Consider the following 20789-nt stretch of genomic DNA (forward strand, 5'->3'; position numbering starts at 1 on the left):
GACAGCGAAATGACAGCACAGCTCACTTCCGCGCCCAAGCATGGCCATACAAGCATGCTCTATTCCAAGGTGCACACCGATCTCGACACGCTGGATGCGCATATCGCGTTCCTCGGCATCCCCTACGGCTCGGCCTATACCATCGACGAAGTGACCAATGACCAGACGCGTGCACCGACCGCCGTGCGCCAGGCGACCGACCGCGCCGTCCGCAACCTCGACAGGTATGATTTCGACGTCGGCGGGCCGCTGTATGACGACCGTGCCATCAAGGCCGTGGATTGCGGTGACGTCGTTGGCGATCCCAAGGATCCAGGCGCTCACTATCGCAATGCGGAAGCAGCGGTTCGCAAGATATTGGCCGCCGGCGCGCTGCCCCTGATCATTGGTGGTGATCACGGCATCCCCATTCCGGTCCTGCGCGCGTATGACGATCAGGGCCCGATCACGCTGATCCAGATCGACGCGCATCTCGATTGGCGTGACCAGATCAACGGCGTGCATGACGGCCTGTCCAGCCCGATCCGCCGTGCCTCGGAGATGGCCCATGTCAAGGACATCTTCCAGATCGGCATCCGCGCCCAGGGCACGGCGCGTCCGGAAGAATACGAAGCGGCCAAGGCCTACGGGTCCAACATCATCACCGCATACGAGTTGCACGACGTCGGCATGGACGCCATCCTTGACCGTATCCCCGATGGCGGCCGTTACTACATCACCATCGACGCCGACGGCATCGATCCTTCGGTGATGCCGGCCGTCGCCGGTCCCGCACTGGCTGGCGTGACCTACGCCCAGACCCGCAAGCTGCTGCACGGCTTGGTGAAGAAGGGCCGCGTCGTTGGCATGGACATCGTCGAGATCACGCCTTCCAAGGACGTCAACCAGCTCACTGCGATCTCGGCCGGACGGTTCTTCGTCAACCTGATCGGCGCCGCGGTTCGCGCCGATTATTTCGGCACCAGATCGGAGCTCGAAGCGAACACTGCAAAGGCCGCAAAGCCGGCGCACGAAGTGGCCTGAGATCGACCATGACCGGGCACGAAGACAATCGCTCGCGCACACGGCGCGAGCGCGATTCGCTGGGCGAACGGGATGTCCCCATTGACGCCTATTTTGGCATCCAGACGCTGCGGGCTGTCGAGAATTTCTCGCTTTCCGACATCGCGCTCAGCCACTTTCCGACGCTGGTCCGCGCGCTGGCCATGGTCAAGAAGGCAGCGGCCATTTCCAACCATGTCGCGAGGCAGCTTCCCGAGCCGAAATTCGGGGCCATCGTCAGGGCATGCGACGACGTTATTGACGGACAGCTGATGAACCCGTTCGTCGTGGACGTCTTCCAAGGCGGCGCCGGCACCTCAAGCAACATGAATGCCAACGAGGTGATTGCCAATCGCGCGCTTGAGCATCTGGGGCGACCAAAGGGCGAATACGAGACGATCCATCCCAACGACGATGTGAACATGTCTCAGTCGACCAACGACGTCTATCCGACCGCGGTTCGGCTGGCGCTGGTGCTCAGCTGCTCCGACCTTCAGACCGCCTTGGCCAAGCTGATCTCTGCCTTCGAGGTGAAGGGGCGCGAGTTTTCGACAACGGTCAAGATTGGTCGCACCCAGCTGCAGGATGCTGTCCCGATCACTCTTGGCCAGGAATTCGAAGCCTTTGCCGCGACACTGAGGGAAGATACAGCCCGGCTGGAGGAGGTCGCCTCGTTCTTCCAGGAAGTGAACCTTGGCGGAACCGCCGTCGGCACCCGGATCAATGCTTCACGCGCCTATGCCGAACGGGCCATCGTCGAGCTGTCGAAGATATCAGGCCTTGAGTTGAAGGCCGCCAGCAACCTTCTGGAGGCGAGCTGGGACACCGGTGCCTTCGTGACATTCTCCGGCATCTTGCGACGGATCGCGGTCAAGCTTTCCAAGATTGCCAACGATCTGAGGCTGCTCTCGAGCGGGCCGCGCAGCGGACTTGGCGAAATCCGCCTGCCGGCGGTCCAGCCCGGATCGTCGATCATGCCCGGCAAGGTCAACCCGGTCATTCCCGAGTCCGTCAACCAGGTATGTTACCAGGTCATCGGTAACGACCTCGCCGTCACCATGGCCGCTGAGGGCGGACAGCTGCAGCTCAACGCGTTCGAGCCGCTGATCGTTTACAACCTGCTGACTTCAATGCGCCTGCTCGGGCGGGCCATGACCAATCTTGCCGAGCGATGCGTGGCGGGTATCGAGGCGGATGTCGAACGCTGCCGCGCCGGGGCCCAAGGCAGCATCTCGCTGGCTACCGCACTCGTGCCGGTGGTCGGCTATGCCAAGGCCGCCGATATCGCCAAGCAGGCGCTTGCGTCCGGCCGGACCGTCAAGGAGGTCGCGGTGTCGCTCGGCCTGGATGCCGTCGCACTGGACGTCCTGCTCGATCCCCTGAGCATGGCCGTGCCGCACGAAATTCCAAGCGAGGGGCTGATCAATGCAAATGCCGGCTAAAGCATCCGATGCCGCGGTTTTGATGCGCTCGGTCAGCAAATGGTACGGACAGTTCCAGGTGCTCAAAGACATCGATTTCGACGTGGCCAAGGGCGAGCGCGTGGTCATCTGCGGCCCGTCGGGGTCCGGCAAATCGACATTGATCCGCTGTCTCAACCGCCTCGAGCAGTATCAGAGCGGCCAGGTCGTCGTCGACGGCATCGCGCTTACTGACGATGCAAAGTCGGTGGATGAGGTGCGTCGAGAAGTTGGAATGGTCTTCCAGCACTTCAATCTCTTTCCTCACCTGACTATCCTCGAAAACTGCACGCTTGCGCCGATGTCGGTGCGCGGTTTTAGCCGAAAGGCCGCTAATGAAACCGCCATGCGATATCTCTCGCGCGTCAGGATCTCGGATCACGCGCACAAGTACCCCTCGCAGATTTCCGGTGGGCAGCAGCAGCGCGCCGCGATTGCGCGATCCCTTTGCATGAACCCGAAGGTGATGCTTTTTGACGAACCGACGTCCGCGCTCGACCCGGAAATGGTGACGGAGGTTCTCGACACGATGGTGGGCCTGGCCGAAGAAGGCATGACCATGATCTGCGTCACCCATGAGATGGGGTTTGCGCGCCGTGTCGCCGACCGTGTCATCTTCATGGATCGCGGCCAGATCGTCGAAAGCGCCGAACCATCTGTCTTCTTCGACGCGCCGAAGCACGACCGCACGCGGCTTTTCCTCAGTCAGATCCTGCACTAGGCGAGGGCAATGAAAACAGATCGAAGGAGCGGGCAAAAGGTCCTGGTCGTCTCGACGGGCGGCACCATTGCCTCGCGTTACGATCCGGACGAAAACGCCTTGATAAGCGTTGCCACCGGTGAGGAATTGCTGTCGACGCTCGGTATGCTCGCGCCTGACGTGGATGTTGTCGTTGAGGAGTTCAGCAATGTCGGCAGCAACCGCATCGACCTAAATACGTCGTTCCGCCTGGCACGCCAGATCGACAAATGGCTCAGGGACGACACGATCAGCGGATGTGTTGTCACCCACGGCACCGATACGCTGGAGGAAAGTGCCTTCCTCGCTGGCCTTGTAGTTTCGTCACCCAAACCGGTCGCCTTCACCGGTGCTCAGCGTGGCGCCGACCAGCCCGATGCGGACGGACCCCGTAACCTTGCAGATGCCATCGCCGTGGCTGCGTCGCCCGATGCCCGCGACCTCGGTTCGCTGGTCGTGTTCGCTGGCAAGGTGCTGGCCGCCATAGATGCCACCAAGGTGCATACCTCGCGCTTGGCGGCATACGATTCAAGCGCTTTCGGGCCGCTGGGAGAGGTCGACCACGGTGCGGTCCTGATCACCAGGCGGCTTTCGGGCTATCCGAGAATCAAGGCCGAACTTATCGAGCCACGCGTCGATCTGATCACCCTTGCGATGGGGGCTGACAGCCGCCTGTTTGACGCCGCAGTGGCGTCGGGCGCTCGCGGCATCGTGCTCGAGGCATTCGGCCGCGGCAACGCTACTCCTGCGGTCGTCGCAGCGGTAGCCCGGGCAAGCCAAAAGGGCATTGTCACCGTTGTCGCTTCCCGCTGTCCCGAAGGCCGGGTGCTCCCGCTTTATGGCGACGGTGGCGGACGGGACCTTGAGGATGCCGGGGCGTTTTTTGCCGGGCGCCTGCGCGGCCCGAAGGCGCGGGTCCTGTTGTGCTTGGCGTTGGCCAACAAACCGATGGGAGAGATCGCTGATCTCTTCGAACAGTTTGGCAGGTAGCTTCGAAGAACAATGCAAAGGATCCAAGGCAGGCGGACTGATCGCTGATCAGTACCCGCGAGGGACGCTTCCTCAGAAGCGAAGGAGTGAAGGCCTTGCCCAGCTGCAGCGCTACTTTCCCTGCCGTCACAGGAGATGGGGAAGCACAGAGCGTTTTGAACTGCGCGCTAAAGGTCGAGAAGGTCAGGATGAACCGTTGAACGTTTTATGCAAGCGCAACTCTAGGGCGTCCAGGCAAGGATTTTGCAGCATCGTTGGGCGCGTTGGGGCTGGAGTTTGTCCTGATGAATGCGCGCCGCTTTTGCTCGGCCTTTGTTGTGGTTAGCGGCTGTTTGGGCACGTCACTTGTCGAACGATCTGGCAACTGGGCCTGCATCAGGATTCTTGAGTTACTGGTTCGGAAAAGGTGTTTTGTAATTTTACGCAGGGGGTTCAACGTCAGCGTGGATTATTTCGAGCTTCGAGTCAAAGTGATGACAGGTACAGCTTTATACGAGGTCTTAGGTGTTGGGCGAAATGCGACACCTGATGAAATCAGTAACGCTTATGTAACAAAAGTTTCAAATCTGCCTGATTGTGGAATAAGTGGTCTGATAGTGAAGGTTTTTGGTCTGAAATATCACTTTGATTATGCGTATAGCGTGCTCGGAAATGCATCAAAACGAAGTTTATATGATGCTGAGCCGGACAAATTTGATTCTACGACGCCAAATTATCTCGGGTTCTAGAAGAGGATAGCAGGATAAAGCGCCTAATTGGAGAGCGAATATGATTTCTATGAAGCCCGGTGATGACGAGATTCTGGCATCAGCTGGCAAGCGTGCTTGCAAAAAGGGTCCGTCAAATCGCAGAAAAGTCCAATTCGGAGAAAGTATAACTGCACGTATACTCAGGCGAATTAGGGTAATGTTTTTAGAAATTAGAGCTGTTTTCAGATAGGTACGTTGAGATCAATAGTAGTCCAAAGAATCTATCATAAATCTGCATCTTCTTCGTGTTCCCCGCAATACGAGGCCAAGCTGCCAGACTTCGTCGTGGCCTGTGCGGCACCTTCAAATGACGACCCCATAACCTCTTAACTCGGCGAAGACATGCTCGACGTGCGAGTGGCCCTTCGACCTGACATTGTTGGCGCGCCGGGTGGTTCGGGAATCGGCCTGCCGGTCGGTTCCTGCGATGGATCCGCCGACAAAGCCTTGCTTCTCCATGAAGTCTTATTGGTTGCCGACCTGCAGGCTGTGTCGGCCCCGACACTGTTGGTCTTGTCCAGGGGGACTTGGCGCAGTCTTGCGGGCCGCCGCGTCTAAAGCAAGCCGGTCAGCTTTTCAGCCTCCAACAAGTTCGCAAATAAGGAGGCGAAGGTTAAGAATTCCGATCTTTTGGATTGGAAATATATCGTTGCTAGCTCTGATCCTGAATGATGGTCTTCTCAGAAGACAGATGGGGATCCGTACCCGCTCATCCTCAATCATTCAAATAATATTTGAAAGGGTAGAAAACAAGTATGAAAATCAAGGATATCCGGGTCAGCATCCACGCTTTCAAGAACTTCGTCCCGATCATCAACAAGCCTATCGAGGATGACTATCGCATCATATGCGAGATCGAAACCGACGACGGGCACGTAGGCTTCGGCATGGCGTCGCGGTTTCTCTGGCACGGCGTGGCCGGTATCGTCGCCCATCACATCGCCCCGGCCATCATGGGCATGGACCCACGCGACCTCGAACTGATCCATGCCCGATTGCAGCCGATCCTTTCGGAACGCGGTCAGATGACTGGCATCAATCTTTCTGCATCGTCGTGTGTCGATCTGGCGTTGTGGGACCTTATCGGCAAGCAGAGTGGCCGCACCGTCGCGCAACTGCTGGGCGGACACAAGGACTACGCCGACGCCTATGTGACCTATGGGTTCCTCGCCTATAGCACGGACGAGTTGATCGAGATGGCGCGCCGCTTGATCGGCAAGGGACACACACGGCTCAAGATGCTCGTGGGTTCCAAGGGCGGCGTGGTTGAGGATGCCCGGCGTGTGCGCATGGTACGCGAAGCAATCGGCGACGACATCCTGCTTGCGGTCGATGCTAACGAGAGCCTCAACGCCGAAAACGCGATGCGCCTGTGTCCGATGATACAGGATTACAACATCGCCTGGTTCGAAGATCCGCTGCGCCGGGTCGATGCTCGCGACCTCGGCATGCTGCGCAAGCGCACGACGATCCCGTTCTCGGCCGGCCAAATGGATGGCCATGTGCTTCGCTTCCGGGAGTGGGTGGAGCACGATGCCATAGACATCTTCATGCCCAACAGCATGTACAATGGCGGTATGACGGAGACCCGCAGGGTCGCCCATCTTGCCCAGGCCTACAACAAGCCTTTGTCCGACGCCGGCGGCGGCGGCATCTGGTGCCTGCATCACGTAGCCGGCTTCCGCAACGGCACATTGGCAGAAATCCATCTCGGGTCGGAGCAGGTCGAGGAACAGATGTTCATCGACGCGCCCAAGGCGGAGAACGGTCGGGTCGCCATTCCGAACGCGCCCGGCTTCGGCGTCACTCTCAACCGCGAAAGGCTCAAGGAAACGCTCGTCCAGAAGTACCTTTAGACATTTCAAGAAAGCAAAAAATGGGGAACTGAAATGCTCAATATCGTAAAGCGTGTCACCGGAAGCGGTCTTTTCTTGCTCGGAGCGGCCTTGTTTGCCGCACCAGCTAGCGCGGAGACGCTGACGCTGAGGATGTCCAGTCCTTCACCCGCCGCGACCATGGACACACTGCTCCTGCAGACCATGGCCGACAAGCTCAAGGCCAAGCTGGGCGATGACCTCAAAGGCGATTTTCATCACAGTGCGGCGCTGGGCGACGAGAATGTCCATCTGCAGCAGATCCGCACCGGCCAGATCGACGTCACTCCGATGGGGTCCGACGCCGTGCAGCTCGATCCGTCCTGGGCCGTGTTCGAACTTCCCTTCCTGTTTGGCGATCGCGGCGATGTTGCCCGTTTGCTCGATGGCGAGATCGGCGAAAAGCTTCGCCAGTCCATGCGGGCCAAGGCTGGTGTGGAAGTGCTGGCGTTCGGCGAAATGGGGTTCCGCCAGATTACCAACAATGTCCGCCCGATCACCAAGCCAGAAGACTTGAGAGGTGTGAAATTGCGGGTTCCAGGCAGCCAGGCGCGCATGCTGACGTTCAAGACGTTCGGTGCCACGCCGGTCTCGCTGAATTACGGCGAAATCTATCTTGCCCTGCAAAGTGGGACCATCGACGGCCAGGAGAACCCGCTCAACGACATCGTTTCGAATTCGATGCATGAGGTGCAGGCCTATCTGTCGTTGTCCAACCATGTCTACACGCCGGTTACCCTGGTGATGAACGGCTCGAAATTCGACAGCCTGAGCGACGCTCAAAAGACATTGGTCAAGGAAGCCGCGGCTGACGCAGCGGTGGAGCTTCGCAAGATCGGCGAGCAAAAGGACCGAGATCTGCTCGACAAGCTCAAGGCTGGCGGAAAGATCGCGATCAACGAGATCGACCGGCCGGCATTCCAGGCCGATTCCGCGGCGATCTACGCCTCGGTGGAGGGTATCGCCGGAGCCGACCTTACCAAGGCCGTGCTCGAGGCTGCCGCCGCGAAGTGATCATCGGGTGGCGTCGTCGTCGCAAGGCGACGGCGCCAGCCAAGCGATCTTGCCAATTCCTGGGAGGAGATTCCATGACCGTTCGCGACAGCGAACTGCGTGCCGATCTTGCGCACGCCATCACCAAGGCCTCGATCGAGGCCGAGCTTGCAGGTCCGGTCGATGAAACCACGGCGGACAAATGGATAAACGGCGTGGTGGAGTTCCTGGGCGTGCTGGTCCTCGCAACCATCACCCTGCTGGTGTTCGCCAATGCCTTCCTGCGCTACACTCTCAATAGCGGGATCATATGGGCGGACGAGGTCGTCATCGCCCTGGTGCCTTGGCTCGCCATGCTCGGCATGTTCTTGTCGGTGCGCAGGCGGGAGATCATCCGCATTGGCTTCTTGATCGACCAGCTCAAGCCGCGTTCGCGCCGGCTCCTGCTCGTCTGCACTGAACTTTTTTCCACCGTCGCCTTCGGTTATCTGGCGCTGGTATCGTTCAACTATCTTTCGCTCTTCGGGGCGGATCGCTCAGTCTATCTGTCGGTGTCGAAGGGTTGGTTCACCTCGGCGATGTGCATCGGCGCTGGGCTGATCTGTCTTGCCTTCCTTGCCGAGGCGATCGGCCATTTCCGTCGCAACGACGCGGTCGATCCAGGCGAAACCGGTGCCAATGCAGGGGGACTATCATGATCGGCGCTTCAATAGGCATCGCTTCGCTTGTGGCCTTCCTGGTCGCAGGCGTTCCCATGATTGCTGCGCTGATGATCGCCGTTACCATCAGCATTGTCCTCGGCAGCCAATGGGGCCTCGTCCTGCCACAGAACATGGTCGCTGGCATGAGCAGCTATACGCTCATTTCGTTCCCGCTCTTCGTGCTTGGGGGCATCTATATGAACGCAGGCGGGATATCCGGCAAATTGTTCAATTTTGCCCGATCGCTGGTCGGCTGGATGAAGGGCGGCCTCGCACAGGTCGACGTGCTGACCAGCATCTTCTTTGGTGGCATGGTAGGCTCCTCTACTGCGGACCTTGCCGGTAGCGCCTCGATCCTCATTCCGGAAATGAAGAAGGAGGGCTACAGCGCACCCTTTGCTGCGGCTGTCAGCGCGTCATCCGCCGGCGTCGGTCCATTGATCCCCCCGAGTTCGCCTGCGATCCTTTATTCGGCGGTTACGGGAACCTCGCTTGGCGCGCTGTTCCTAGCCGGACTTATTCCTGGCGTTATCCTTGGCATCCTGTTCATGATCACTGTCGGCTATCTGGCGCACAAGAACGGCTATCCGACATTCGGCCGCTTCTCCCTGGCAGAGATCAGGCGTGCGGCCCTTTCCGCCAGCCTCGCCTTTGGCATGCCGGGCATCATCGTTGGCGGTCTGGTCTTGGGGATCTTCACGCCGTCGGAAGCCGGAGCATTCGGCGCGGTTTATGCCGCTTTCCTGGCGCTGTTCGTCTATCGCTCGATCGACTGGATGGGTCTTTACCGGGCCACCGTGGCGGCCGTGCAGTTGTCCGGAGAATTGCTCCTGATCGTCAGCCTCTCGGCTGCGTTGGGGTCGGTCCTTTCGGCCGCGCATATTCCGGCCACGCTTGCTTCCTTCATCGACGTGCTAGCCATCGGCGACAGCCTCTTCTTACGCCTGTGCGCCTTGATGGTCATCGCCATCATCGCCGGCATGTTCCTCGATCCGCTGATCCCGGTCCTTGTGCCCGTACTCCTGCCGACCCTCATCGCGTTCGATATCGACCTGTTGCATTTCGGCGTTCTGATGGTGATGGCGGTGGTGATCGGCCAGGTTACTCCACCTGTGGCAATGTCGCTCATCATTGCCGGGCGCATTGCCAAGTGCGATCAGCTCAAGGTGTTCCGGGCCAACATGCCGTTTTTCATCGTGACGCTGGCCTTTACGCTGGTGCTGATGGCCGTTCCGGAACTGGCAACCTGGCTTCCGTCAGTGGCTAGGGACTGAGAAATCGCGCATCAGCAGGGCTCGGGGGCGTATCGCTCCCGAGCCGACCGGCCAGCTAGGCATTGCACGATGGGCGGTTGCGTTGACTTCTATTGTCGCCGCTCGCAGCGCACCGGCTTGATTTCGCTGCGTTCCCACTCACCAGTTGTGCCTGGCAGCGACAGGATCGGAATATCCAATCCAAAGGAACGACTAAAAGTTCTTTTCAAAGGTCACGCTGCGTCACATCGTTAACCAGCCATCTTCGATAGATTGGTGCAATTTGCAGGCCTCGATAGGCTTTAACAAAGGCCCATCCATGGTGGCAAAATCGCGACCGATCCCGGCAAAAGGGTTTAGCATGAAGCGTGATGCGCTCGTCTTTTACAGTCCAGTGGATGACCCAACGGCTTGGCGGGATGCTCTAGCTAGCGAACTTCCGGATTTGGATTTCCGCATCGACCCTGACGTCGGCGATCCCGCCGAAATAAACTACGCTTTGGCATGGCTGCCGCCCAAGGGCTTCTTTCGGCGCTTCAGCAATCTCAAGCTCTTGACCAATCTCGGTGCCGGGGTGGATGCGTTGTTGAACCGCGACGACCTCGTGCCGGTCCCGATCACCCGCCTTTCCGACCCCGGCATGGTGTCGTTGATGACGAGCTATGTCATCTTCGCGGTGACCCGTTATGCCCGCGACATGCACATCTTCGAGCGCGCCAAGCAGCGGGGTCAGTGGCACTATGTCCATCCGCGCCCTCTCGCCGAAATCAAGGTTTGCATCCTTGGCCTCGGTGAACTCGGCGCCCACGCAGCCAAATCGCTTGCCGACATGGGTTATGACGTCCGCGGCTGGTCGCGCACGTTGAAGACCATTCCAGGCGTTGAGTGTCATGCCGGGCGCGGCTCGCTCGAAACCCTGCTTGGCGACTGCGAAATCTTCGTTTCGATGCTTCCTGCCACAAACGATACACAGGCTCTGCTGGGAGCTCGCGAACTGGCGCTGATGCCCGCAGGTGCCAAATTCATCAATGTATCGCGCAGTGCCGTGGTCGACGAGGCGGCCCTGGTGGCAGCGCTCAGATCGGGTGCCATCGGCGAAGCAACGCTTGACGTCTTCGGTGCCGAGCCCCTGCCGCCCGAGCATCCATACTGGGCTTTGGACAATGTTTTCATAACGCCGCATTTGGCCAGCATCACCGTGCCGGCCCTAGCGGTTCGCGATGTGGCCGAGAGCATAAGGCGCGTGCGTCGCGGCGAACCACCCCTTCATCAGGTCGATCCGCAAAGGGGTTACTAAATTCGGGGAAAAACCCTGAGGTTTGCGCTGTCTCGCATCGCTGGGGAACGCGATGCCTGACAACGATGGTGTCAATAAACAAACAATGAAAAAATGAGGAGCATGCAATGAAGAATTTCTGGATTGGCATCGGTGCCGTGGCGCTGGCATCGTTGGCGACACAGTCAATCGCACAGGAGAAGCTGGTCGTCAGCACTTGGGGCGGCAACTGGAAGGACGGCACGGCCATCATCGCCAAGGAATTCACCAAGCGAACCGGCATGGAAGTAGAGTTCATTACCGGCGGTACGCTTGATCGACTGGCCAAGGCCAAGGTCGCCAAGGGCAATCCTGAGTCGGACGTAACCTACACGACTTCGCATGTGGGTGCCCTTTACCAGTCGGATGGCCTGTTCGAGAAGCTCGACATGAGCAAGATTCCGAACGCCGCCGACCTCTACCCGGCAGGCGATCGAGGCGGCTACGAGATGGGTGTCTACTCCTACGTCTATTCGCCGGCCTTCCGCACCGATCTCATGCCCGCCGGCTTCAAGATCGATTCATGGAAGGTGCTCTGGGACGATGCTATGAAAAGCAATCTGGGCCTGCCGGATTTTGATCCCAGCCACATCGTCATTGCCGCATCGGTCATGGAAGGCAAGAGCCCGGCCGATTGGGAAAGCACCACCGACAAGCTGACTGCTCTGAAGCCCAACATCAAGGCGTTTTACCAGTCCGACGCGACCAGCCAGGATCTCATCCGTACCGGCGAGACGCCTGTGCAAGTGCTGTTGTCGATCAACGGCTACCACCTCATCGAGCAGGGCCTGCCGATCGAGATCGCCATCCCCAAGGAAGGGGCCGTGGTTGGCATCGGTGCGCTGGGCATCAACACCGGAACCAAGAAGCTGGATGCCGCGCACGAGTTCATCAACGTCGCGCTGGACCCCATCGTCCAGCAGGAGATCTGTGAATTCCACAAATGCTCGCCCATGAACCGCAAGGCCAAGATATCGGAAGAGTTGGCGAAACTGCCGGGTATCTTCACCACCGACGAGCAGTGGAAGACCCAGGCCATCGTGCTCGACGATGCGACCTACGCCAAGCTTCTTCCGCAGTGGAAGACCTGGTTCACCGAAAACATGATGCAGTAACCAGCTGAAAGGATGGGCAGCGCCGTGTGCGCTGCCCAACGGCCATGACCAGACAGCGCCCCTTCTTCGTGCAATTTCTCGTTCCTGCGGTGCTCGTCGCGGTGATTTTCGCCGCAGCGATGTTCAACGTCCTGAAATACAGCTTCCTCGAATTCGTTCCGGGTTCGCTGAATGTCGGGGGCTTCACGCTGGAGAATTTCACCCGTATCAATCGGCCCATCTATTATTGGGTTTTGCTCGACACGTTCATTCTGAGCTTTGCGACGGCGTTCTTCGCCCTGCTGTTGAGTTACCCGATTTCGTTTGCATTGGTACGCGCCGAGCGGAACTGGGTGCGGTCAGTGCTTGTCGTCCTGGCGATCACGCCACTGTTCACCGGCGAAATCGTGCGCACCTATTCCTGGATGCTGGTGCTTGGCTCGGACGGTGTCGTCAACACGGCGCTGAAGTCGCTGGGTGTCATCGATAGGTCCGTGCCTATCATGTACACGCGGGTGGGTGTCGTCATCGCACTGGTGCAGTTTGCCATGCCGGTCATGATCATCCTGCTGGCGACCGCGATCAGCCAGATTAATCGTGACTGCGAAAAGGCCGCGGCAAATCTCGGCGCCACGCCCAACACGGTTTTCTGGTGGGTCACCATTCCACTTACTCTGCCAGGCATTCTCTCCGGCTTCGTGGTGGTCTTTGCCTGGACGATGAGCGCCTTCTCGACACCTCAATTGATAGGCGGAGGCAAGGTGTTGATGATTTCCAATGTCGTCTATCTCCAGGGCTTCTCGTCATTCAACCTGCCTTTTGCCGCGGTTCTCAGTCTGGTCGCATTGTTTGCCGCGCTTGGAAGCCTGGCATTGATGAAACTCCTCACGGCCCGCCTCGAGCAGAATATGGCGACGTCATGAGCAAGGGTACGAACATGCGAAGCATTCTGTTCTGGACGGCTGTGGTCGCCATCCTGGTCTACATGACGCTGCCTGCCGTGGTCGTCGTGGCGACGTCATTCAACCCCACCGAGGTGATGGCGTTTCCACCAAGCGGCTTTTCGCTGCGCTGGTATGAAAAGGCGCTGACCTATCCGGATTTTCAGGCGGCCTTCAAGAACAGCTTGATCGTCATGGGGATGTCGTCGACGCTCGCCATGCTGCTTGGATCAAGCTTTGCCTATCTGATCTTCCACTACAATTTCCGTGGTCGCGGTCTTCTTGAAGCCGCGCTGTGGTCGCCTCTGATCGTTCCGCATTTCACCACCGGATTTGGCTTCCTCCTGCTCGGTAGCCATCTCAACCTGACGCAGGGATTTGCCGTTATCGTCATGGCCCATCTGCTGCTCGTGACACCATTCGTGACGCGCGCGGTCTTCGTCTCTTTGAGCAATGTCGACCCGAACTACGCCCGCGCCGCGGCCAATCTCGGCGCTACCCCCACCAGGGTGATGTTCAAGATCACCGTGCCCCTGATATTGCCTGGCATGATAGGCGGCTGGCTCATCGCAGCGATCCTGTCGCTGACCGAGTTCACGGCTTCGCTCTACGTCACGGCGAGCCGCACGCAAACGCTGCCTGTGGCGATGTACAATTACATCCGGGAATATGCGGACCCCACCATTTCGGCGATATCGGCGCTGCTGATCCTATCGACAACAGCCATCATGATCATCGCCAATCATTTCCTCGGCCTCCGTCGAATTCTCGGAATCGACAACGGCTGAAGCGCTAGAGGTTTAGCACCATGATGCATCAAAAAATGACCGCCATCACAGCTCTCGAACACTCGGTCGAGATCAAGGCTGTGAGCAAGACATTCGGCGCGTTCCACGCAGTCAACAACGTGTCGCTGCCAATCCGTGCCGGGGAATTCGTCACCCTGCTTGGACCCAGCGGGTGCGGGAAGACCACCTTGCTCAACATGGTGGCGGGCTTCATCGACCCCAGTGCCGGTGCAATCCACATCGGTGGCGTCGACGTCACCAATGTTCCCGTCCACCTCCGCGATACAGGCATGGTTTTTCAGAGCTATGCGCTGTTCCCGCACATGAACGTCTTCGACAACGTGGCCTTCGGCCTGCGGCAGCGGAAGTTCTCCAAGAGCGAAGTAACCCGGAAGGTCATGCAGACCATCGAGATGATGAAGCTGTCGGGCATGGAAGGCCGGCGTATCTCGCAACTGTCGGGAGGCCAGCAGCAGCGTGTCGCGCTGGCGCGCGCCATTGCCATCCAGCCCAAGGTTCTGCTTCTGGACGAACCCTTGTCGGCGCTCGACAAGAGCCTGCGCGCCCAGATGCAGGTCGAACTGATCGAGATGCACCGCAATACGGGCCTGACGACGATCTTCGTGACACATGACCAGGGTGAGGCCCTGAGCCTTTCCGATCGCATCGTGGTGATGAACCGTGGCCAGATCCAGCAAGTGGCCGAGCCGATTGATCTCTACAGCAATCCGGCCAACGGGTTCGTCGCCTCGTTCATCGGCGAGATCAATGCCTTGCCAGCGGCTATCTACCAGGCGTCAGATCGCGAGATCTCGCTGGCAATAGGCGATATCCGCATGACCGCACCGCGCCGTCCCGAATGGAAATTCGGCTCTGGCGAGATGGTGAAGGCGTTCGTGCGACCCGAACATGTCCGCATGGCGACGTCCGCCGACGCCGGCAGCAACGTGGTCACGGGCGAAGTGCTGACCCACATCTACCAGGGTTCGCATACCATCACGCGCCTGCGCATTGACGGTCTAGGCCCGATCGAAATGCGGCTGCCCGGCGGCGACGTCGTTGGCAGGGTCCCCGTAGGCATGCCGGCGCAGATAGCCTTTGATTTGTCTCAGGTCATTCTGCTGGCTGACAATCCGAACTGAACGGTTCGCCCGGTCAAGGCGGATAGTCGGCAGTCGCGCAACCTGGCCGGCAGAAAGGCATCTTTGATGTTGGAATTGTTGTCCGAGCAGGACTATCGAACGACGCCCTGGAAAAACGGCAAGGGCGTGACCCAAGACGTTCTTTTGCTGCCGCAAGGCGCATCGCACGAGAATTTTGATATCCGCATCAGCCGGGCGCCGATCGTCGATGAATCTCAATTCTCGCCGTTTCCGGGCATCGACAGGACGATTACGCGCATCGGTGACAATCCGCTGGTTCTTCGCTTCGAAGATGGGAGGGAGGTGATGTTGGAGCATCTGTCGCCCTACCGTTTCGACAGCGCCTTGGCGCCCTTTTCGCGGCTGCCGGTGGGCGCCACGCAGGTCCTGAACGTCATGACGCGCCGCAGGCGTTGGGACGCGCGAGTCGCCGTGATCGGTGGAGCTGACGCAGCAGGCATGTCGGTTCCATCAGGCGGGCTGCTCGTCGTGCACGTGATGTGCGGTGAATGCACAGCAGACGCTGGCCGCATCGAGGCCGGCGAAACGCTGGTCGTGCGTGACGTCGCCGAGGTCGATATTGCTCCGGGCAAGGGCAGCGCATGCCTGGTTGCCGTTATCGAGCCCGAGACAGAGCTGTGACCGCTGGATCAGAATTGCTGATGCCGTTGGTTGTTGTTTGATATTTTCCCGAGGCGCGACGTTGGGCTACGCTTTCGATCATGAACAAGATGGTCGATACTCGAAACGCATTCTTTTCGCCGTATCCCGGCTGCTTTGCCGGACGCGGCCAGCAGTCCCTTGTGCGGCTCAACTTGCATGAAGCCAATGGCGCGACCTTCGTCGAGCAATGCGGCGGTCCGGTGCAACTGCTAACCGACGCAACGACCGTGCCGGCTCATTTGCAAGCAGGCGTCATGATGCTCGGAAATTTTGATGGCTTCCATCGCGGCCACCAGGCGCTGATGGCTGCCGCCCGGGCTGCGGCACTTGCAGGTGGCAGCCCGATCGGTGTCATGTCGGTCGAGCCGCATCCGCGACAGCTTTTTGCGCCGCACTCCACTGCCTTTCGTCTTGGTACGCCTGCTACCAAGGCTGAAGCTTTCGGCCGGTTCGGTGTCGAGTTCATGTATAGCCCGCGTTTCGACCACGCCTTCGCCGGCCAGGAGCCGGAAGAGTTCATCGATGAGATCCTGGTCGGCGGTTTCAAGGTGTCACGGCTGGTCGTTGGCCACAATTTTCGCTTCGGCCGAAGGCGGCGCGGCGACGTGGATCTGTTGCGACGCGTCGGTCGACTGCGCGGCTTCGCCGTAACGGCAGTCGAGGAGGTCCAGTGGGACGACGCCACATGCTCGTCGACGCGCGTGCGCGATCTGCTCATGGCGGGCGATGTCGAAGGCGCCAGTTCATTGCTCGGCCATGCCTGGACCGTCGAGCTAGGAGTGATGCCAGCTGCGGTGTTACGCTCGGGGGAGAGGATCGTGGCATGGCACGCAAGCGTGCTCAAGCCTGCCTGCGGTGGCTACGATGTTGTCATACGCCGGCCCAATGAACCGGGTTCTCTGTCGCTGGGACGGATCACCATCGACACTTCGGGATTGGTTTCGCTGGCACTGGAGAGCTGGCGCGTCGTGGAGTCGGTACAGGCGCCGTTGTTCGCCGATTTTATCCGCCACTGCGCAGATTAGTGCCGCTTCGTCGCAAGATCGCAAAAATTGATCCATAGGCACGAGCTATACTATTTTACAGATCTAACGGCCTGGGTGGATACCTATCAAAGAAGATGTCGTGCCAGGCTGATCGTCGTGGCCGGCATCATCTTTGGAGGTAGGCATGACAACCAGACCTGTATTGAAGCTCACGCATGCCGGCGCGCTCAAGGCTCTCGCCAGCGCTGTCGCCAAAGCTGAATCGCTCAACGTTCCCCAGAACATCACCATCGTCGACGATGGCGGCAACCTGCTGGCGTTTGTGCGCATGGATGGGGCAAAACTGTTGTCGCGCGAAACCTCGATGTCCAAGGCGATTACGGCCGCCTCGCATCGCCAGCCCACATCGCGTCTCGATCCGAACTATGAAATCAAGCTCGCGATTGCGGGCGGCGGCCGCCTCACCAATCTCGAGGGCGGCTTGCCGATATTGATCGACGGCCACTGTGTCGGCGCCGTCGGCGTCGGATCGGGGACGGGCGCCCAGGATGTCGAGGTGGCGCGTGCCGCTCTCAGTGGCATCGGCGCCGAAGACCAAAAGCCCTAACTCGCCTCGTTCAGCCTGGGCCGATTTCGCCGGGCCAGTGGCTTCGCCGCGGCAGTCCATTTCAGAACTCTTGCAAAAGGCGGGTCCCTGTCTTGAAGCTGTTTTACGCTCCCACTTCTCCCTATGTCCGTAAAGTCATGGTGGTTGCCCACGAAGTCCAGCTGGTCTCCAGCATCGAGCTGGTGACGAGCGGCACCACGCCGCTCGCAGGCGACGAGGACCTCATTGCGGTCAACCCGCTCGGCAAGATCCCTGCTTTGCTGACAAACGACGGCATGTGTCTGTTCGACAGCCGGGTCATCTGCGAATACCTCGCTGACCAGGCCGAAAGCGCCACGCTTTTTGGACGACAGGGACAACGCAATTGGCAGGCGCTGATGCAGCAGGCGTTGGGTGACGGGTTGCTCGATGCAGCATTGCTCGCCCGCTATGAGATGCTGATGCGGCCCGAGGGTGAGCGTTCGCCGCAGTGGCGCGCCGCGCAGTTGCGCAAGGTCGAGGCGGCGCTGGACAGGATCGAAGCCTTGCTGCCCGAAATCGGAGGCGAAGCGACGATCGGAACCATCAGCTTCGGTTGCGCTCTCGGCTATCTCGACTTCCGTTTTCCCGAACTGGACTGGCGCGCAGGGCGTCCTGCGGCTGCGCGCTGGTTCGCCGATTTCGATGCCCGTGCGTCGATGGTTGCGACCAAGCCGTATGACCGTGTGGCGCCGGTCGAACCCACCAAGATCAAAGCATGATTGCGAGCGCGTGACCGACATGTCCGACATATTGCATATCGAAGTCCTCAATGGACCCAACACCAACCTGTATGGCCTTGACCCGAACGGTCCTTATGGCCGGCTCACCCTTGCCGACATCGAGGCGCGCTGCCGCAACAAGGCTGAATTGCTCGGGGTGACGGTTCGTTTCAACCAGTCCAGCTCGGAAAGTGTGCTCATCGACTGGATTCACGAGGCGCGTGGCAAGGCTCATGGCATCGTCATCAATGGAGGTAGCCTGTCTTATACCTCCATCGGGTTGATGGATGCGATGGCGAGCTTCGATGGCCCGAGCTTCCAAGTGCATGTCAGCAACGTCTTCAAGCGCGAGGCGATGCGCCATCATTCCTTCATTTCCCAGGCCGTTACCGGGTGCCTGATCGGGCTTGGCCCGTCCGGATACGAAATCGCCGTTGAAGCGATCGTGCAGAGATTGCGCGCTAGCTGACGCCTGTTCTGGCATGGCTGCATCAGGAATACCGAACCAAGGGATACTCAAGTTCTATTATAAAAATGATGCTTTTTGCGGCACTATTTACCCATCGAACAGGGCAATGAAAACTTCGAGAGACACGCAAAATGTCGACCCTCCAAGCATCGTACAGTAAAAGTCCTGAGTTCACGGCCGCTGGCCAGGAGTTTCCGACGGTTGATCGCGGGGCATTCGTCGGCGCCATGAGCGGCGCTGTCACCGGCGTCAATGTCGTTACCACAGACGGTCCCGCCGGCACCTTCGGCGTCACGGTCAGCGCGATGGCGTCGGTGTCTGCCGATCCGCCGATGCTGTTGGTCTGCGTCAACCGCCGCAGCCCGGCATGCGCGGCAATCAGGGAAAACGGCGTGTTCTGCGTCAATCTCCTGGCTGTTCACCAGGGCGATATTTCGGATGTCTTCGCTGGGCATCCGCGCGAAGGCGAGGCCTTCGATTTCCGCTGCGCCGAATGGCAGTCGACAGTGACAGGTTCGGCCCGCCTGCCGGATGCGGCAAGCACCTTCGACTGCGTCGTCGATAGCGGCCACGACGTTGGAACCCATACGATTTTTGTCGGCCGGGTGGTGGATGTGACCGCCACCGAAAGCGCGCCGCTGGCGCATTGCCGACGCGCATATTGCCATCCGTCCACCTTGCCACTGAACAGCTAGCGGTCGGCCGGAAGCAAGACAGTACCCAAGAGAAAGGCGTATCGATGATCAGAACCGGTAATCAATATCGGGATTCGATCCGGGATGGCCGGCGGGTTTGGATCAACGGTGAACGTGTCAAAGATGTCACGTCACACCCGATGTTCAAACCAATCGTCGACATACGGGCTCGCATCTACGATATGGCGCATGACCCCAAGCACAGCTCGGTCATGTCCTACGAAGAAGGCGGCGAGCGTTTCGCGGTCGGCTTGAAGCTGCCCTATACGCAGCAGGATTGGCACGACAAGCGCCGCTCCACCGATACCGTCCTTGACGAGGCACGGGGCATTGTCACCCGCGTCGGTGACGAGACCGTCGGTGAAATGTGGTCGCTGTTCGACGGCCGCGAAATGCTCAACGATGTCGACCCGCGCTTTGCGGTGAACATCGAGCGCCATATCAACACGGTTCTGCGCAACGATCCCTTCCACGTCTCGGCCAATACCGATCCCAAGGGTGACCGCTCGAAGCGGCCGCAGGACCAGGATCCCGACATGCTCCTGCATGTGGTCAAGGAGACGGACGCCGGCATTATTGTCCGCGGTGCAAAGTATGAGACCGCTGCGGCCTATGCCAACCAGGCCTTCACCAAGCCGACGATCGCCAACTGGGGCGACGACAAGCTGTCGGACTATGCGGTCGGCTTCGTCTGCGATTTCTCGTCGCCGAATCTTCGCTTCATTGCCCGAACCGGCTTTGCCGGACGCGCGCCGGCCGAGGACTATCCCCTGTCCAACCGTGTCGACGAGGTCGATACCCTGGTCATCTACGACAATGTGCTGATCCCGTGGGAGAATGTACTGTTTTACCAGTACACCAAGGCAGCACAGTTCATCCGCTCGACCTTGCATCGCTACTCGGCCTTCGCCTTTGTCCAGCGCAACCAGAAGCTTGCTGACCTGATGATCGGTGCGGCGTTGTGGAACGTGCGCCAGACCGGCCTTGAAAAGCAGCAGGCGGTTCAGGAAAAGCTCGCTACGCTGGCCTGCTATCGCGAAGGTATCAATGCCCATCTGACGGCGGCAATCGCCACTGCCGAACCCAGCCCTGCTGGGTTGTTGATGCCGAACCAATCATTGCTGATGGCCGGTCGCGTGCTTGCCTGCTCGCAGCTCCACCACATGATGCACATCGCCCGCGAGCTTTGCGGCGGCCAGATCTGCATCACGCCGGACTACGCCAGCTTCCGCGATCCTGAGGCTGGCAAATGGCTCGAGAAGTTCTACACGCTGAATGACAACTGGTACGCCGAGGATCGGCGCAAGCTTCTCGCCTTCGCGCGCGATTTGCTGAACTCCGACTACGCCGGACATCGCCTGACCTTCCAGCTCTTCGCACAGGCCCCGCCCTTCGCGCACCTCGCTGCCGTTTACAATAACTTCGACTGGAAGGAGCCATTGCGCTTCACCAAGGAAGCGGCCGGATTGTCGGACCGCGTCTACGGTCCGCAGAATTTTGCGGCGGCGGCGAAGTAGCACCGTTTCAATCGTCTCGCGCCAGCCGGTCC

The 20789-nt window shown here is 59.4% G+C and carries 21 protein-coding genes; all 21 read left to right on the plus strand.

All coding sequences use genetic code 11. The annotated features are described in order from the left end of the window. Nucleotides 1-9: 9 nt before the first annotated feature. The 21 genes from ASC75_RS09575 to ASC75_RS09670 all read left to right on the plus strand — a co-directional run bounded on the left by ASC75_RS09575 (nucleotide 10) and on the right by ASC75_RS09670 (nucleotide 20757). Nucleotides 10-1023, plus strand: a complete 1014-nt coding sequence (locus ASC75_RS09575; protein ID WP_055973719.1) for an agmatinase — start codon at nucleotides 10-12, stop codon at nucleotides 1021-1023. Nucleotides 1024-1031: 8 nt separating this feature from the next. Next, the gene (locus ASC75_RS09580) at nucleotides 1032-2483 is read left to right on the plus strand and encodes an aspartate ammonia-lyase (protein WP_055973721.1); all 1452 of its coding nucleotides are present in this window, start codon (nucleotides 1032-1034) and stop codon (nucleotides 2481-2483) included. Continuing rightward, nucleotides 2467-3222 carry an amino acid ABC transporter ATP-binding protein gene (locus tag ASC75_RS09585; RefSeq protein WP_055973724.1) on the plus strand — a complete coding sequence of 252 codons (756 nt, stop codon included), beginning with the start codon at nucleotides 2467-2469 and terminating at the stop codon, nucleotides 3220-3222. Before ASC75_RS09580 ends, ASC75_RS09585 begins: the two co-directional genes overlap by 17 nt. 9 nt (nucleotides 3223-3231) lie before the next feature. Further along, nucleotides 3232-4230, plus strand: a complete 999-nt coding sequence (locus tag ASC75_RS09590; RefSeq protein WP_055973727.1) for an asparaginase — start codon at nucleotides 3232-3234, stop codon at nucleotides 4228-4230. 284 nt (nucleotides 4231-4514) lie between these two features. Next, the gene (locus ASC75_RS25940) at nucleotides 4515-4958 is read left to right on the plus strand and encodes a hypothetical protein (RefSeq protein ID WP_156381175.1); all 444 of its coding nucleotides are present in this window, start codon (nucleotides 4515-4517) and stop codon (nucleotides 4956-4958) included. Between the two features lie 776 nt (nucleotides 4959-5734). Continuing rightward, a complete protein-coding gene (locus ASC75_RS09595) occupies nucleotides 5735-6835 on the plus strand; it encodes a mandelate racemase/muconate lactonizing enzyme family protein (RefSeq protein ID WP_055973729.1) in 1101 nt (366 codons plus the stop codon). 33 nt (nucleotides 6836-6868) lie between these two features. After that, on the plus strand, nucleotides 6869-7867 hold the full coding sequence (locus tag ASC75_RS09600; protein ID WP_156381176.1) for a TRAP transporter substrate-binding protein: 999 nt from the start codon (nucleotides 6869-6871) through the stop codon (nucleotides 7865-7867). 74 nt (nucleotides 7868-7941) lie between these two features. Further along, nucleotides 7942-8544: a TRAP transporter small permease gene (locus ASC75_RS09605; protein WP_156381177.1), complete on the plus strand. Its 603-nt coding sequence runs from the start codon at nucleotides 7942-7944 to the stop codon at nucleotides 8542-8544. Then, nucleotides 8541-9821 carry a TRAP transporter large permease gene (locus ASC75_RS09610; protein ID WP_055973732.1) on the plus strand — a complete coding sequence of 427 codons (1281 nt, stop codon included), beginning with the start codon at nucleotides 8541-8543 and terminating at the stop codon, nucleotides 9819-9821. The genes ASC75_RS09605 and ASC75_RS09610 overlap by 4 nt, the downstream gene beginning before the upstream one ends. A 340-nt stretch (nucleotides 9822-10161) precedes the next feature. Continuing rightward, a complete protein-coding gene (locus tag ASC75_RS09615; RefSeq protein ID WP_055973734.1) occupies nucleotides 10162-11097 on the plus strand; it encodes a glyoxylate/hydroxypyruvate reductase A in 936 nt (311 codons plus the stop codon). 107 nt (nucleotides 11098-11204) lie between these two features. Next, a complete protein-coding gene (locus tag ASC75_RS09620; RefSeq protein WP_055973736.1) occupies nucleotides 11205-12230 on the plus strand; it encodes an ABC transporter substrate-binding protein in 1026 nt (341 codons plus the stop codon). Between the two features lie 44 nt (nucleotides 12231-12274). Beyond that, nucleotides 12275-13132, plus strand: a complete 858-nt coding sequence (locus tag ASC75_RS09625; RefSeq protein ID WP_055973739.1) for an ABC transporter permease — start codon at nucleotides 12275-12277, stop codon at nucleotides 13130-13132. Continuing rightward, the gene (locus ASC75_RS09630; protein ID WP_055973741.1) at nucleotides 13129-13938 is read left to right on the plus strand and encodes an ABC transporter permease; all 810 of its coding nucleotides are present in this window, start codon (nucleotides 13129-13131) and stop codon (nucleotides 13936-13938) included. Before ASC75_RS09625 ends, ASC75_RS09630 begins: the two co-directional genes overlap by 4 nt. Before the next feature lie 35 nt (nucleotides 13939-13973). Continuing rightward, nucleotides 13974-15080 (plus strand): ABC transporter ATP-binding protein, encoded by a 1107-nt coding sequence (locus tag ASC75_RS09635; RefSeq protein ID WP_055973790.1) that lies wholly within the window; start codon nucleotides 13974-13976, stop codon nucleotides 15078-15080. Nucleotides 15081-15146: 66 nt separating this feature from the next. After that, the gene (locus tag ASC75_RS09640; RefSeq protein WP_055973743.1) at nucleotides 15147-15722 is read left to right on the plus strand and encodes a HutD family protein; all 576 of its coding nucleotides are present in this window, start codon (nucleotides 15147-15149) and stop codon (nucleotides 15720-15722) included. An 80-nt stretch (nucleotides 15723-15802) separates the two neighbouring features. Continuing rightward, on the plus strand, nucleotides 15803-16768 hold the full coding sequence (locus tag ASC75_RS09645; RefSeq protein ID WP_055973746.1) for a hypothetical protein: 966 nt from the start codon (nucleotides 15803-15805) through the stop codon (nucleotides 16766-16768). A gap of 145 nt (nucleotides 16769-16913) precedes the next feature. Beyond that, nucleotides 16914-17336, plus strand: a complete 423-nt coding sequence (locus ASC75_RS09650; RefSeq protein ID WP_055973748.1) for a heme-binding protein — start codon at nucleotides 16914-16916, stop codon at nucleotides 17334-17336. Nucleotides 17337-17428: 92 nt separating this feature from the next. Continuing rightward, entirely contained in the window at nucleotides 17429-18076 is a 648-nt protein-coding gene (locus ASC75_RS09655; RefSeq protein ID WP_055973752.1) for a glutathione S-transferase, read from the plus strand. A gap of 19 nt (nucleotides 18077-18095) precedes the next feature. Continuing rightward, nucleotides 18096-18545, plus strand: a complete 450-nt coding sequence (locus ASC75_RS09660; protein WP_055973792.1) for a type II 3-dehydroquinate dehydratase — start codon at nucleotides 18096-18098, stop codon at nucleotides 18543-18545. 131 nt (nucleotides 18546-18676) lie between these two features. Then, entirely contained in the window at nucleotides 18677-19240 is a 564-nt protein-coding gene (locus ASC75_RS09665; protein ID WP_082496498.1) for a flavin reductase family protein, read from the plus strand. A 44-nt stretch (nucleotides 19241-19284) separates the two neighbouring features. Further along, nucleotides 19285-20757: a 4-hydroxyphenylacetate 3-hydroxylase family protein gene (locus ASC75_RS09670; RefSeq protein ID WP_055973756.1), complete on the plus strand. Its 1473-nt coding sequence runs from the start codon at nucleotides 19285-19287 to the stop codon at nucleotides 20755-20757. Nucleotides 20758-20789: the final 32 nt, after the last annotated feature.

The organism is Aminobacter sp. DSM 101952, from assembly GCF_001424795.1.
In the GTDB taxonomy this organism is placed as follows: domain Bacteria; phylum Pseudomonadota; class Alphaproteobacteria; order Rhizobiales; family Rhizobiaceae; genus Aminobacter; species Aminobacter aganoensis.

What these genes read in the sequence shown, in the direction of transcription:
- ASC75_RS09575 (WP_055973719.1), top strand. Translation starts at nt 10, where the DNA reads ATGACAGCACAGCTCACTTCCGCGCCCAAGCATGGCCATACAAGCATG.
- ASC75_RS09580 (WP_055973721.1), top strand. Translation starts at nt 1,032, where the DNA reads ATGACCGGGCACGAAGACAATCGCTCGCGCACACGGCGCGAGCGCGAT.
- ASC75_RS09585 (WP_055973724.1), top strand. Translation starts at nt 2,467, where the DNA reads ATGCAAATGCCGGCTAAAGCATCCGATGCCGCGGTTTTGATGCGCTCG.
- ASC75_RS09590 (WP_055973727.1), top strand. Translation starts at nt 3,232, where the DNA reads ATGAAAACAGATCGAAGGAGCGGGCAAAAGGTCCTGGTCGTCTCGACG.
- ASC75_RS25940 (WP_156381175.1), top strand. Translation starts at nt 4,515, where the DNA reads ATGAATGCGCGCCGCTTTTGCTCGGCCTTTGTTGTGGTTAGCGGCTGT.
- ASC75_RS09595 (WP_055973729.1), top strand. Translation starts at nt 5,735, where the DNA reads ATGAAAATCAAGGATATCCGGGTCAGCATCCACGCTTTCAAGAACTTC.
- ASC75_RS09600 (WP_156381176.1), top strand. Translation starts at nt 6,869, where the DNA reads ATGCTCAATATCGTAAAGCGTGTCACCGGAAGCGGTCTTTTCTTGCTC.
- ASC75_RS09605 (WP_156381177.1), top strand. Translation starts at nt 7,942, where the DNA reads ATGACCGTTCGCGACAGCGAACTGCGTGCCGATCTTGCGCACGCCATC.
- ASC75_RS09610 (WP_055973732.1), top strand. Translation starts at nt 8,541, where the DNA reads ATGATCGGCGCTTCAATAGGCATCGCTTCGCTTGTGGCCTTCCTGGTC.
- ASC75_RS09615 (WP_055973734.1), top strand. Translation starts at nt 10,162, where the DNA reads ATGAAGCGTGATGCGCTCGTCTTTTACAGTCCAGTGGATGACCCAACG.
- ASC75_RS09620 (WP_055973736.1), top strand. Translation starts at nt 11,205, where the DNA reads ATGAAGAATTTCTGGATTGGCATCGGTGCCGTGGCGCTGGCATCGTTG.
- ASC75_RS09625 (WP_055973739.1), top strand. Translation starts at nt 12,275, where the DNA reads ATGACCAGACAGCGCCCCTTCTTCGTGCAATTTCTCGTTCCTGCGGTG.
- ASC75_RS09630 (WP_055973741.1), top strand. Translation starts at nt 13,129, where the DNA reads ATGAGCAAGGGTACGAACATGCGAAGCATTCTGTTCTGGACGGCTGTG.
- ASC75_RS09635 (WP_055973790.1), top strand. Translation starts at nt 13,974, where the DNA reads ATGACCGCCATCACAGCTCTCGAACACTCGGTCGAGATCAAGGCTGTG.
- ASC75_RS09640 (WP_055973743.1), top strand. Translation starts at nt 15,147, where the DNA reads ATGTTGGAATTGTTGTCCGAGCAGGACTATCGAACGACGCCCTGGAAA.
- ASC75_RS09645 (WP_055973746.1), top strand. Translation starts at nt 15,803, where the DNA reads ATGAACAAGATGGTCGATACTCGAAACGCATTCTTTTCGCCGTATCCC.
- ASC75_RS09650 (WP_055973748.1), top strand. Translation starts at nt 16,914, where the DNA reads ATGACAACCAGACCTGTATTGAAGCTCACGCATGCCGGCGCGCTCAAG.
- ASC75_RS09660 (WP_055973792.1), top strand. Translation starts at nt 18,096, where the DNA reads ATGTCCGACATATTGCATATCGAAGTCCTCAATGGACCCAACACCAAC.
- ASC75_RS09665 (WP_082496498.1), top strand. Translation starts at nt 18,677, where the DNA reads ATGTCGACCCTCCAAGCATCGTACAGTAAAAGTCCTGAGTTCACGGCC.
- ASC75_RS09670 (WP_055973756.1), top strand. Translation starts at nt 19,285, where the DNA reads ATGATCAGAACCGGTAATCAATATCGGGATTCGATCCGGGATGGCCGG.